The organism is Mycobacterium sp. 141 (genome assembly GCF_000382405.1).
In the GTDB taxonomy this organism is placed as follows: domain Bacteria; phylum Actinomycetota; class Actinomycetes; order Mycobacteriales; family Mycobacteriaceae; genus Mycobacterium.
The window spans coordinates 113318-125488 of the sequence record NZ_KB908259.1; the positions used below are offsets into that span (position 1 = coordinate 113318).

At 62.9% G+C, this 12171-nt stretch carries 13 protein-coding genes, 2 pseudogenes and 6 riboswitches; of the genes and pseudogenes, 9 read left to right on the plus strand and 6 right to left on the minus strand.

Annotated elements, in window-relative coordinates:
- Positions 1–25 precede the first annotated feature (25 nt).
- A riboswitch (Fluoride riboswitch) is annotated at positions 26–104 on the minus strand.
- Positions 105–170: 66 nt separating this feature from the next.
- Positions 171–252: riboswitch (Fluoride riboswitch) on the plus strand.
- Positions 253–332: 80 nt separating this feature from the next.
- From H276_RS0109755 to H276_RS0109770, 4 genes are all read left to right on the plus strand, one after another.
- Positions 333–893, plus strand: coding sequence for a histidine phosphatase family protein (locus H276_RS0109755; RefSeq protein WP_155943031.1), 561 nt, complete (start codon positions 333–335; stop codon positions 891–893).
- A gap of 121 nt (positions 894–1014) precedes the next feature.
- Positions 1015–1079, plus strand: a riboswitch (Fluoride riboswitch).
- 44 nt (positions 1080–1123) lie between these two features.
- Entirely contained in the window at positions 1124–1438 is a 315-nt protein-coding gene (locus H276_RS0109760; protein WP_019971124.1) for a hypothetical protein, read from the plus strand.
- Between the two features lie 79 nt (positions 1439–1517).
- Positions 1518–1802: a DUF211 domain-containing protein gene (locus H276_RS0109765; protein ID WP_019971125.1), complete on the plus strand. Its 285-nt coding sequence runs from the start codon at positions 1518–1520 to the stop codon at positions 1800–1802.
- A gap of 53 nt (positions 1803–1855) precedes the next feature.
- Positions 1856–2353, plus strand: coding sequence for a hypothetical protein (locus H276_RS0109770; protein ID WP_231376643.1), 498 nt, complete (start codon positions 1856–1858; stop codon positions 2351–2353).
- Between the two features lie 55 nt (positions 2354–2408).
- Here the strand turns inward: H276_RS0109770 and H276_RS0109775 are convergent, their stop codons facing one another.
- The 4 genes and pseudogenes from H276_RS0109775 to H276_RS0109790 all read right to left on the minus strand — a co-directional run bounded on the left by H276_RS0109775 (position 2409) and on the right by H276_RS0109790 (position 6763).
- On the minus strand, positions 2409–2951 hold the full coding sequence (locus tag H276_RS0109775; RefSeq protein WP_019971127.1) for an NUDIX hydrolase: 543 nt from the start codon (positions 2949–2951) through the stop codon (positions 2409–2411).
- A gap of 166 nt (positions 2952–3117) precedes the next feature.
- Positions 3118–3714 (minus strand): annotated as a pseudogene (locus H276_RS22805) (ABC transporter ATP-binding protein); the annotation flags it as partial.
- Positions 3711–5231, minus strand: coding sequence for a MutS-related protein (locus H276_RS0109785; protein ID WP_019971130.1), 1521 nt, complete (start codon positions 5229–5231; stop codon positions 3711–3713). The gene H276_RS0109785 and the pseudogene H276_RS22805, both read right to left, overlap by 4 nt.
- On the minus strand, positions 5228–6763 hold the full coding sequence (locus H276_RS0109790) for a MutS-related protein (RefSeq protein WP_019971131.1): 1536 nt from the start codon (positions 6761–6763) through the stop codon (positions 5228–5230). The genes H276_RS0109785 and H276_RS0109790 overlap by 4 nt, the downstream gene beginning before the upstream one ends.
- A gap of 33 nt (positions 6764–6796) precedes the next feature.
- Positions 6797–6858: riboswitch (Fluoride riboswitch) on the minus strand.
- Between the two features lie 186 nt (positions 6859–7044).
- Positions 7045–7105: riboswitch (Fluoride riboswitch) on the plus strand.
- A gap of 23 nt (positions 7106–7128) precedes the next feature.
- On the opposite strand from H276_RS0109790, the gene H276_RS0109795 reads away from it, so the two are divergent.
- Positions 7129–7443 (plus strand): hypothetical protein, encoded by a 315-nt coding sequence (locus H276_RS0109795; protein WP_019971132.1) that lies wholly within the window; start codon positions 7129–7131, stop codon positions 7441–7443.
- A gap of 34 nt (positions 7444–7477) precedes the next feature.
- Here the strand turns inward: H276_RS0109795 and H276_RS0109800 are convergent, their stop codons facing one another.
- A complete protein-coding gene (locus H276_RS0109800; protein WP_019971133.1) occupies positions 7478–7921 on the minus strand; it encodes a universal stress protein in 444 nt (147 codons plus the stop codon).
- Between the two features lie 14 nt (positions 7922–7935).
- Positions 7936–8018: riboswitch (Fluoride riboswitch) on the minus strand.
- A gap of 197 nt (positions 8019–8215) precedes the next feature.
- Here H276_RS0109800 and H276_RS0109805 point away from each other — a divergent pair.
- The 4 genes from H276_RS0109805 (at position 8216) to H276_RS0109820 (ending at position 11566) form a co-directional block, all read left to right on the plus strand.
- Positions 8216–9076, plus strand: a complete 861-nt coding sequence (locus H276_RS0109805; protein WP_019971134.1) for a metallophosphoesterase — start codon at positions 8216–8218, stop codon at positions 9074–9076.
- A 144-nt stretch (positions 9077–9220) separates the two neighbouring features.
- Positions 9221–10456: an MFS transporter gene (locus tag H276_RS0109810; protein ID WP_019971135.1), complete on the plus strand. Its 1236-nt coding sequence runs from the start codon at positions 9221–9223 to the stop codon at positions 10454–10456.
- Positions 10457–10512: 56 nt separating this feature from the next.
- Complete coding sequence (locus H276_RS0109815; RefSeq protein ID WP_019971136.1) at positions 10513–11067, plus strand: Chromate resistance protein ChrB; 555 nt, start codon at positions 10513–10515, stop codon at positions 11065–11067.
- Between the two features lie 163 nt (positions 11068–11230).
- The gene (locus tag H276_RS0109820) at positions 11231–11566 is read left to right on the plus strand and encodes a hypothetical protein (RefSeq protein ID WP_231376644.1); all 336 of its coding nucleotides are present in this window, start codon (positions 11231–11233) and stop codon (positions 11564–11566) included.
- 455 nt (positions 11567–12021) lie between these two features.
- Here the strand turns inward: H276_RS0109820 and H276_RS24620 are convergent.
- A pseudogene (locus H276_RS24620) lies at positions 12022–12162 on the minus strand (hypothetical protein); the annotation flags it as partial.
- Positions 12163–12171 lie beyond the last annotated feature (9 nt).

Sequence of the window (12171 nt, forward strand, 5' to 3'; positions counted from 1 at the left end):
CGGCACACTCCACCTGCGACTCCTCATGTTCGCAGGGGTCATTAGCCGGTGGGCGGTTCGGAACCATACAACGGCTCCCGGCGGACTCCATCGCCGCCACAAGTTAATCAATGCTGCTTCAGGTTGGTCAAGCCAGCCGCGCCACACCATCGACAATTCCCGGCTACTGTGGTCCACACGGCGATGGATCACCGCCGGAGGCGGCCGCCGCGCCGCCCGAACCGCCGACCGGCTGATGGCTCCTACCCCGCTTCGACGACGGGAGTGACCATGACGATCGACATCGGCAATCTGCCGCACACCACCGGCTTCGGGAGTTGATGGTGGTCCCTGTGACCCGGGTATATCTGGCCCGGCATGGACGTACGCGACTCAACGCCGAGGACCGTCTTCGCGGACTCAGTGACCCGCCACTGGACGAGGTCGGCCGCGCTGAGGCGTCGCGGCTCGCCGCTGCCCTTGCCGGTACCCGGCCGGTAGCGGTGCTCAGCAGCCCCTTGCAGCGTGCCGTGGTCACCGCGCAGATCATCGGTGCCGCAACACATGCCGCGGTTTCCATCGACAATCGACTCAACGACCGAGACTACGGGCCGATGACCGGGCACCTGCGCAGTGAGGTCATCGAACGCTACGGCAGTGTCGATGCCGCACCCGGAGTGGAACCGTTGAGCGCATTGACGCGGCGCGCACGGACTGCTTTCGCGGCAGTCACGGCCGAATACGACACCGGCCCACTGGTACTGGTGTCACACGACGCGTTCAATCGGGCACTGTTGGGCACTATCGATCCCGAGCTCGTCAACGCCTCCCAGCGGACTGCGTGTTGGAACCAGCTGAGCCTGGTCGATGGTAGTTGGCACGTCGATGTCTACGACCAGAAGCCGGCAGAGTAGACCACCGGGCTGCCCGGTGAACGCACATCGAAACCGTTGCGACGACGGCGATCATGATGCGGGCGTTTCACGACGAGTTCGTTGTGGTGGTGTTACCGTGAAGTGTGCTGCGGCGCATCGGTTCGCAGCTGGCGATGAGGCTCCGCCACGTTCGCGCTATCTGGCGCTGATGACTTCTACCCCTACGGTGACCCAGCTGTTCGCCGTCACCGTCGACGGGAGGAGCTGGTATGGACGTCATTGATTCCCCGGAAGCACAAGTGGTTCGGGCCGCCGAGCGGATCGTTTACCGCGAGAAATGGCGGCTGTGCGAGGAGTGGGCCGCCCAGCGCCTCGCACAGACACGGTCGTTGAAATGGACACCGCTCTTCCCGGAGTCCGATGTCATCCAGGTTGTTGCGATTGACGGGGTGGTGGTGGGTCAGCTCCGATTCGGTGCCGGCCGGTGGATTGCGCTGACGGTCGGTGACCGGGGACGTGTGGCCGAGAGTTCGAGCTTCCGCGACGCCATCTCGGCGCTGGCACGTGCGGCCGTTCCGTGGTGACCACCGAAGGCGGTCCCCGATTCAAACTGCCTCAACCAGGAGACTCGCCAACCGTAACCGAGCGAATCATGGTAGCGCCATGAACATCCGGCGACTCCAGCTCGACGTCGACAAGGCCATCGCCCGCCCGGATTTGTTGGAGCTTGCCGAGGCCATCGATACCGTTCCCGGCGTCGAAGCAGCCAACATCACCGTTGCGGAGATCGATTTGGAGACAGTGGGTCTTGAAGTCACGGTCGAAGGGGATCACATCGATGTCACGCGCCTGATCCGCGAGATCGAGAAGGCGGGCGCAGCCGTGCACAGCATCGACGAGCTGGTGATCGGCACCCGCATCGTTGAGCGCGTGCCGCGAACCCGATGAGGGGGCTGCGCCGCCGACCAAGCCTGCGACCGCGCGGCAGGCTCATGTTCGCGATGGCGCTGGGCGTATCCGACGGAATCCTCAACGCGCTCACGCTGGCCTCGGCAACCGTGGTGCACGGGTCTGGTCTGACCATTAGTTTGGGCGTGCGCGTCGGAATAGTCGCGCTGGCCTCGGCGGTGCTGACCTTGTTTGTCGCTGAATACGCACAACTCCGTATGGAGCTGGTGCTCGCAGAGCGGCAGTTGATGTTCACGAAATCCGGACGGTTGGCGGCAACCAGTCTGGGGCGCGCTGTCATCCGTGATTCCGCTCTGGTGGCGGTGCTGGCGGGCGCGTCCAGCTTCGCCGGTGCGGCCTTGCCGCTGGTTATCGGCGCGCTGTTACCAAGAACGAGGTGGGTCGCGTTGATCGTGTCCGCGCTGGCCCTGGCGGTGCTGGGGATCCTATTGGCACACAACGTCGGTGGACGCCAGAAGGTATGGGCGACCGGGCTCGTTGCGGCTGGTGTGGTGGTGACCGTCATCGGTATCCAGGTCGATCTGGTCTGACCCGCACGGCTACCGCCGGCCCTGGTGCGCCGGCCTTTGTCAACGTCGAATCGCCCTATCCACACTCCTCGGTCGCCCGGTCTGAGGTTGTCGGATCGTTGTGCCGCGTTGTCCACCGTGCGTGGGAATGCGTTTGTGGCGTACGGCGCGGCTGGGTACGGGGCAGCGGCGGCAAGGCCATCACCCCGTGCTGGCGGATGATGGCGACCAACTCGGCCGCGACGAGAGCGAGTCGTTGCTCGTCGGGATATTTGAGCGTGGATGTCAGCTCGCCGAGCGTCACCCATGCCACGTCGCACACCTCGTGATCACGAGTGGACAACTCGCCGTGGACATACCGCAACAAATAGTGGTGCACCTTTTTGTGGACGCGGTGTTGATCCGCGGTGAACCAATACTCGGTGCGACCCAGCAATGTGAGCGGTACACCGTGTATACCGGTCTCTTCGGCGATCTCGCGTGCTGCGGCGTCCTCGATCCGCTCCCCCTGTTCCACATGGCCTTTCGGCAGCGACCACAATGTGCGGCCGCGTCGATCGGAGCGTCCGATGATGGCCGCGGCTTCGGAGCCGACCGGCCCATCGAGCCCGGCAATCACCAAACCACCTGCCGAAGTCTCATGGACACTGGGTAATTGACCGGAGTGACTTCGGGGGCGCTGGCTCATCGCGTGTCTCCGTATCGGGTCGTGTTGGCTTGAAGGGCGACGTTGTCGTCTTCGTAGGCGCGTATCACGTCGTCCACGTCACCAGCCATCACGATGGTGCCGCGATCGATCCGACGCCTTCGTCGAGCAGCAGGATCTGCGGATCAATGCTGGTGAGCACTCGCAGTGCGTGCCGAATGCGCATGCCGGTGGAATAGGTGCGCAACGGCATAGACAAGTACGGTCCCAGCTCGGTGAATTCGGCGATCTCGTCGACTTTGGCGCGCATCGACTTTCGCGTTTCACCGAGAAACAGGCCGCAGATGACGATGTTCTCATAGCCGGATATCTCGGGGTCCAGGCCGACGCCGAGATCGAAAACTGGCGCAACACGCCCGTTCACCATGGCAACACCGGCCGTCGGTTCATACACCCCGGACAGAAGCCGCAGCAGTGTGGACTTGCCTGCACCATTGCGCCCGACCAGTGCGACGCGATCTCCGGGGGCAAGGGACAAGGTGATTCCCCGGAGTGCTTCGATCATGACGACTCGCGACGACGTACGCCCGATGGCGCCGCCCGCGGAGCCGATGAAGGCGGCCTTCAATGAACGAGTCTTGGCGTCGAACACCGGAAACTCCACCGATGCGTCCCGCACACGGACGCTGACCGCTGATTGCGGCTCTGCCGCCGCGGGCCGACGAAGGGTCCTCATCGCGAATTCTCTATGAGTCCCGCCGTGCTACCGAATACCCGCAGGAACGAATCCACTCCGTAACTGGTCGGCTCGGGCTCGGCGGCGATGAGTCGGAAGGTGCGTGCGCCGTCATCGCAGCGTTCGGCGCGCAAGAACAGGGCGGTCGGATCACCGCGGTCGTACAAGCTGTGCGCGAGATCGTACAAATGGGTCACGAAAACCACTTTGACGTTCGCGGCGGCACACGCGTCGATCACCCCGCGGGCGATTTGCGAGCCTTCCCGTTCGTTGGTCGAGGCGAACGATTCGTTACAGAGCAGCAGTGACTGTGGTGTCATGACGTCCGCGATCGCGCTCATCCGCGCCAGCTCCTCATCGAGTTTGCCGCTGGTCATCGTGTCGTCTTCCTCGCGTTTGAAATGCGTGAACGTCGCGCGTACGACATTGGCTTCGAAGGATTCTGCGGTGACGAACATGCCGGCCTGCATCAGCATTTGCGCGTTCCCGACGCTACGGAGAAAGGTTGATTTGCCGCCCTCGTTGGCACCGGTGGCCATGATCAGTGTTCTGCCATGACCGTTGATGTCGTTTCCGACAACAGGCTTGTCGGTCGTCAGACATAAGCCGACGTCGCGCAGACCGAGTGCGCGCAGTCGGCAGGTGGCCAGCGGTGTCGGGGTTGGAAAGCACGTGGGGATACCCGATTTCGCGAGCTTTTCCGACAAATTGACGCATCCCCGATAGAAGCCCAGTTCGATGCGCAGCCGTTCGAAAAACCCTTTGACGTGGTCGGCCGACTGTGCAACGGTGTTCGCTGCGTCGTTGATTGCCCTGCCGGCGAGATCGTTGAGCGCCTCTCCCCCGGCCTGGTCACGGGGGTCGATCTCAAATCCATAGAGACCGTGGTAGTTTCCGGTGATCTTGTCCCACCAGCTACGTTGCGGAGTGCGGTGCAAGACATGATCTACGCCCTTGTTGCCGAGGGCAAGATGAGCGCTCAACAGAACACCGCGCGGCAACAAGAGCTCAGCGAGCTCGCGGCCGAGAAGGTTCAGATAGTCGTCGCACAACTCCTCGCTGATCATGGATACGAACTGCCCGAAACCATCCGATTCGAAGCCGTTGCAGTCGTTGTCACACACAGCACGAAGCTGTCTGAGGTTTTCGACAAGGTATTCGAGTATCCGGACCGCACTGCGCAGAATCGCTTCGGGATCCCGGAACAGCAGACCACCGAACAGGACTTTGCGGTGCACCTGCACCGCGTCGGATGCGATGGCGTACATCTTGTCGACCACCTCGCGATGTGCCATGCAGTCGGCCAGGACGTTCTGCCGGTACTCGATCACAACAGGGTCGATCAGGCTCAGCGGAATGATCTTTGCAGCGACCTCGTAGAGGAAGTCGTCGCCAACGGACATCGCGCGGTAGAGGGTTCGAAGTTCGAGGTCGTCTTCTACCAGCGCGATGATCGGTGGAGGCAGTGTCGGTTCCAGCTTGTTGTCGCGGTCGGGATCGAGGAGTCGAACCTTCATCGCGTGATCCTCCTTTCCAGCACGTCACGGGACAACCCGTACTTGTCGGCTAACGCCGCGGCGTAGGCCAGGCCGTCGGCGGGGCGACGGGTGAAGTGGAAAGTGCGCTGGGTCGGGTCGTTGGCAGCAACGTCACCAACCATGCTCACGCACGCCGCATCGAGGCTGGCGAGCTCGTCGATGAACGTCACATAGACCGCGACGCACCCCAGCTTGATGATCCTGCTCAGCACGGCGGTACCGATACATGAGGCGTCGTTGACGGTGGTGGACGAGAAACTCTCGTTCATCACTATCACGCTGTGTGTAGTGGCCTGCGACAAAATATCGTGGATTCGTACGAGTTCGTTGTCGAGCTTCCCCCGCAACGTCGAGAGGCGTTCTTGCCGTTCAAAATGCGTGAAGACGGCATCGGGAAGCATCAGCGTGGCCCGGGTCGCCGGGATCGGGCAGCCCAACGCGGCCAGGTGGAAGACCTGGCCAACTGTGCGGGCGAAGGTGGTCTTTCCGCCTTGGTTGGGGCCGGTCACCACGAGTACACGCTCGCCGTCACCGAGCCGAAAGTCGTTGCTGACCACTGGGTCACCGGAGATCCTTTGCTTGTCGGCCAAGGCCACGTCGAAGGCGTCCTCGATGTAGATGCTGCCGGGGCCTGCGGTGACGACCGGATAGCTGAACCGGAGGTGTTGTGCAGCGAAGCGCTTGATGTAGTCCAGGTAGGTCAAGTAGAACTTGACCTCACGGTCGAACCGGGCAATCGTTCCGTCGATGAAATCACTGTTGTCTGAGCAGAAGTCTCGAAGCTCGGAGAACTCGTCGGGATGCAGCTTGGCGACGCAGTCCAGGATCTGCTCTTCGACATGATTCATGTCGGGGAAATCCTTTCGCTGCACGTGATAGTCGCGGCCGGTGTCGGTGCGGAACCGTTCGAACACCGCGGCGACGTCGGCGCTGTAGTCGCTTTGATGGTCGTATGTGTCGACATCAACGCGGGGACCTTCGATATGCACTGTGTAACGGACGTTGTTGAGCCTGGCACGTACGGTGCGGGTGTGGTCCACCAGAGAGCGAAATGTGGAGTCATCGACGTAGGTAGCGATGTGGTCACAGATTTGGCGCAGGCCGTCCGAACGAATCTCCATGTCTGCCATGGCATCACTGAGTGACAGCAAGGCCGTGCAGTACGCGTCGACAGCGTGAACCAACCAGCCTTGTTTCTGGAGGGGGTGCCAGACCTTGGCGGCAAAGGCCAGATGGTTGCGCACGGTGTCCATGGTTCTTACGAAAGCATCTATAGCACTGCGGTTTTGGTCAATTCCCAGATCGCGGAACACATCTTGGCGATAGTGCACGTCTGCCACATCGCGCAGCGTGGCGTAGAAGTACGGCTCGAGGCGATCGTCGGGGTAGTTGCGCACGATCGTCCCGACAATGAGGTCCAAATGCAGATCGCCGCTACCGTCGGGCGCGGTGAGCTTGTCGAGGTCACGGACTGGGCCGCGACGGAACAAAATGCTCGGAACGCGGGCCATACCCACTCACCTGCTTTCTACCGTGCGTTCATCCACTCGGTAGAAGCCATCAGCCGGTGCGGCATTCGAAGGCGAGCTTCATCGCCTAGTCGCATGGTAGCGCGTGTCGGGTCACCGATGCCAACAACTGGCTATTTGCCGCGACGTCGTGGCGGCAAATAGCCCAGGAGCGACAGCACTGGTGCGGCATTCCGAAAGCGAGCTTCATCGCGTGGCCAAAGACTGACCGATGTGCGGCAAGACCGCTGACCGCTCGCCAGACGCCCGGGAGCTGGGGCAAAATGGGCGAAGGCGATGGAGCTCGCCGAAGCCGCGCGGGATGCTGATGGCTCCTACCCAGTTCGATCTGGTGAGGGAAGGCTGTCGTGAGTTCACCCTTCAATCCCATTGGGAACCCCGCACAACGGGACATTGCGTTCTGGCTGCCGCCGGGCGGCATGGACAACGGCGTATGGGCATCGGCGTGGGCCGAGCTGGCCGATCTCGACGAAGCTGACGTTGCACCCGTGCTCGCGGAATTGGCCGACGCCGACGTCGCCGGTTATGTGGCAACACCGGGGGGTACTCGGTCGCGGTATCGGCATCCCGTTGTTCACCGGCTCTGGGTGGACTCGTTGCGCTACCACCGCGCCGAGGATGTCCTGATGGCCTACTTACACAACCGATCTCAGCACCACTGATAGGACGCCGGCGAAGATCCGATGCCGGCTCACCTCACCATGGACTCCGTTCTCGTCGTTCGCTGTTGGGAACGACGAGAACCGGCAGCGGGCTGCGCCGGATTAGGGTGCGGGCCACGGCCCCGGTGACCATATGACCGAGCGCGGCGCCGATACCGTCCTCGGGGCGCCCGACCACGATTATCGATGCGTCATACTGCGAGGCCACCTCCAACAGCGCATGCGCGGGATCACCGTCGTCGCGCCGATGAAACGTCCATTGCACGTCGAGGCCGTCCAGCGCGCCCGCGACACGAACCTGATCGCTGGTGACGGCCGTTGTGGGTTCGCCACCGCCGTGCGTGGCCAGAGTGCCGTCAGAGACGCTGGTGACGTGCACGACGTGGACATGAGTACCCAAGGCGGCGGCCAAGTCCCCGGCACACTGAAGCGCCACCATGCTGGCTGGATGATGATCGAATCCGACAATCACACTCATGCGGCCTCCCCACGGTGTCCGTAGGAACCATCAGCCGTAGCGGCGGTTCGGATGGGACACACACCCATCCCGGCGGGGATCCATCGCCCTCGCCTCTAAGAATATGCGATGAAGGCGCGTGCGTCATTGCTCGTTGGTCCCGGCGCGGATAACCTGTAATCCTCACTGCGGTGGGGCTCGCATCTGCGGTCGCAGGACTGTGTCGTCGATCGCCAACGGTCCCTGGGAACTGAATTACGGCCGTCGCCATGGCGTCTTTGCGGATGGACCGGCCCATGCACCCAGGAGCCACCCATGGTCACTACGTCCCACCCGCGGCGATCGTCAGAGCGCTCGACTCGCCCGGAGTTTTTCGCCACCCCGGCGCGCATCGCCATCGCCGGGGACTGGCACGCCGACACCGAGTACGGGGTCGCGGCCATCCGCCACGCGGCCCGGCGCGATGTCTCGGTTCTTGTGCATCTCGGTGACTTCGGATTCAACTTCACCGACGAATACCTTGACGCGCTCGATCGCGCGTTGCGCCGCCACGACATGGTGCTCGGTTTCGTCGACGGCAATCACGAGAACTTCGACCGACTGCTCGCCTGGCCGGTGTCACCGGACGGCCTCCGTTACCTGCGTGATCGAGTCATTCACCTGCCGCGCGGATTGCGCTGGCAATGGGGAAATACTCGGTGCCTTGCGGTCGGCGGTGCCTACTCGATCGACAAGTTTCTGAGGATCCCGGGCAAGACGTGGTGGCCGCAAGAGATGATCACACCGGAACAAGCCCGCGACATCGTCGCCGCCGGGCGAGCAGACGTGATGTTCTGCCACGACTGCCCGACCGGCATCGTGGTGCCCGGCGCGGCCGCCGACCGGTACGGATGCCCGCCAGAGGAACTGGCCACCTCAGAGGTGCACCGCGCCCTCCTACGCTCCATTGTTGACGCTGTGCAACCAGCCCGGTTGTGGCACGGTCATTTTCATCACCGCTACCGTGCCCTGCTCACTGGACCTGACTATCAGACCGTCATCGACGGCTTGGGGAAAAACGGCAATCCGATAGACAACAACATGGTCGCGGTCAACCTCGATGAACTCGGGCACCATCGGTTCAGCTTTGCCGGGGACGAAACCGCATCACCGTCAGCTGCAGACCGCGCCAGCTGACGGCACTCCCCCGTCGCTGCCATGCCGCGTCGAGGCCAGCGCCCATCCCCGTACCAGGCAGCATCGAAGCCTGCGTGCGGGACCACGAGCCCGCAATCACCCGACTGGTTGCGCATATTAACTAACCACGGTTATGTTTTTGATGTGTCAGATGGCAGAGACCATCCGGTCGGTACCGAAGCAATCGAGAGGTGGTTGACGCCCGGCGTTGGCGCGGTCGGCGCGGCCAGCTTCTTCTCGGATACCGGCCACGAGGTGACGACGTCGGTGTTGCCGACCTTCTTGACGAGCACGCTCGGTGCACCCGCGAGCGCGTTGGGCGTCATTGACGGCATCAGTGACGCCCTCATCGGTGTGATGAAGCTCGTTGGCGGACCGCTGGCCAATGACCTTGAGTGGCGGGGGCGGGCAGCATCGGGCGGCTATATCGGAACCGCGCTCGCCACCGGGGCGATCGGGGCAACTGTCACGGTGTGGCAGGCCGGGGTGTTCCGCGCGATTGCGTGGATGTCGCGCGGGCTACGATCCCCCGCGCGCGACGCGCTTTTGGCATCGCTGGCTCCGGCGTCCATGCACGGCAGGGCTTTCGGGCTCGAGCGCGCCGGTGACAATCTGGGGGCAGTAGCCGGGCCATTGCTGGCCGCAGGTTTGGTGGCGTGCGTCGGCGTTCGCCCAGCCCTGTACCTCGCCGCCATACCCAGCCTGTTCGCCGCTGCGGCAATTCTCTTGGCGGCCAGGGAAGCTCGTCGTCGAGTCACCACAGCGCAAGGCGCTCGCCCGAGCCGTCGGATCGATGTCGCGGCACTGCGTGATGCGGGAATGCTACGTGCGCTGCTGCCAGTCGCACTGTTCGAATGTGGCAATCTTGCAACAACTCTGTTGATTTTGCGGGCCACTCAACTGCTGCAGTCGCCCTATCGCAGCCTCACTGCGGCCACCTCGTTGGCGATCCTGATATACGCAGCCCATAACGTGATTGCGGCGGTTGGCTCACTGGTCGCCGGCCGATGGTACGACCGTGCCGGACCACGTGTGGTCTTCGCCGCCGGTGCCACAGCCTACGTCGCCGGCTATGGGTTGTTTGCGATCGGCGGACATGCACCGTGGATGATCGCATTGGCGTTCGCGGCAGCCGGTGCGGGGATCGGGCTTGTCGAGCCGACGCAATCGGCGGTGGTGTCCCAACTCTTGCCAGACCACTTGCGCGGCAGCGGCTTCGGTGTCCTCGGGGCAGTCCAGGCTGCCGGTGATCTGATGGCCACCGTCGTAGCCGGAGTGCTCTACACCCTGGCGTCACCCGCGTGGGCGTTCAGCTACGCGGCGGTGTGGATGATCGGTGCGGCCCTGGCTTCAGGGTTATTGCGACCCACGCAGTACTGAACGCCGTCGACCCCCTGTACAGATAGCCATGTTCGCGGTGATGGCATGCTTGTCCCATGGCAGCGCTCGATGAGCCCGACAGTGTCACTGTGTGGCTGCTGCTGGCGTATCGCATACCCCGCGAGCCAACCCGACTGCGCGCTACAGCCTGGCGTCGCCTCAAGGCCCTGGGGGCCGTCTACGTGCAAAATTCGGTAGCAGCACTTCCGGATTCCGCGACGAACGAACGCGCGCTGCGATCATTGCGCCGCGAAATCATCGACATGGGTGCAACGGCGCAGGTTATGCGAGCCGAAATACTGGCCGGCGGCAACGATCTTGTCGCCCTGTATCGGACCGCGCGTGACGAGGAATATGCCGAGATCGTCGACAAGTGTCAGGACTTTCTCACTGAGATTCGCAACGAAACCGCGGACGAGCACTTCACCTACGCGGAACTCGAAGAAAACGAAGAAGACCTCAACAAGCTCAACAGCTGGTTTGTAAAAATCCAGTCGCGTGACTGTCTCGGAGCAAAGGGTCACGAGTCGGCCGAGGCCGCGTTGCAAGAATGCGCCAGGGCCCTGGACGGATTCGCGAACGCCGTTTACGTTGTCGAGGATCAGCTCTAGCGATCCGCCAGCGATCATGACCACAGTCCAGTGCGGCACCGGCCAAGTCATGAAGGATCCGGTGGCGGGTAGGTTGATACTGTTGCATTGCAGTCGCTTTCGGCTGCACAGCGGCTTACGCGCGGTGGTAGCGTCAGGGCTGTCCTGGCGAGGAGTCGACAAAATGCCCATCACGGCGTGGCGAGTCACACGACGCGCAACCGTATGCCTGTCGACGGTTGCGATGCTCGCCGCGATCGTCAGCTGCGATGCCGGGTCGGGTCAGCCTGCCGCATCGGACGATGCGGTGACGACGTTGCCTGTGCCGGCGAATATTCCGGCTGTCCCCCTACCCAGCGACATTCCGCCGGTGCCGTTGCCGAGCGCTGTCCCCGATGTGCAGATGCCAAGTGAACTCCCGAAGGTCGAGATCCCGGCAGACGTGCCTCGCGTGGAGTTACCCGCGGAGATCCCGCGGGTACCGCTGCCCTCCGCGATCCCCCCGATCTCGTTTCCTTGAGTCGGCAATCGCTACTTCCCGCCGAGTGGAGAGAATTTTTGCTTGCCTCATATTTGCTGCAGTGTTACAACAAATATATGTCAACTGACATAGATCTGTAGGAGGGTGAAGGGTCAGGAGGTTTTGAGGCCACCCTGCACCACCTCGACCTGATCGCACACCTCCCTGGCGTATCCGGGCCTGCAGCACAGACATTGGCTGCATCACGGAAACTCTTCGAGAGGATCACCGGAGCAGCGTTTCCGGCATCGATGTCGAACGGGGCCGTCCTGACGGTCGGAACGGGTCGGCGAGCCGCAACAGCATCCGAGCGGGACGCGCTCGGTTCTCTCAGCGACCGTCTGCCATACGTTCTCGGATAGCGCACGCCGCGGCACGAACGACGAGAGCGGTGCTCGGCGATCCATTTCACCGCGCGACGTGGTAGCCCCGCGGGCGGCCAGTGTCGCACCCTAGTCGCTGTGCGCCAGGCTCTCCTCGATGGCCGCGGAGATCTCGGCGTTGAACACGGCGCCTTCCTCGGTGGTCAGGTCACCCAACGCAGTGCCGCCGACGAGGGCGACCTCCACTTTACGACGCGCGGCGCTCTGCTGATTCATTCCTTG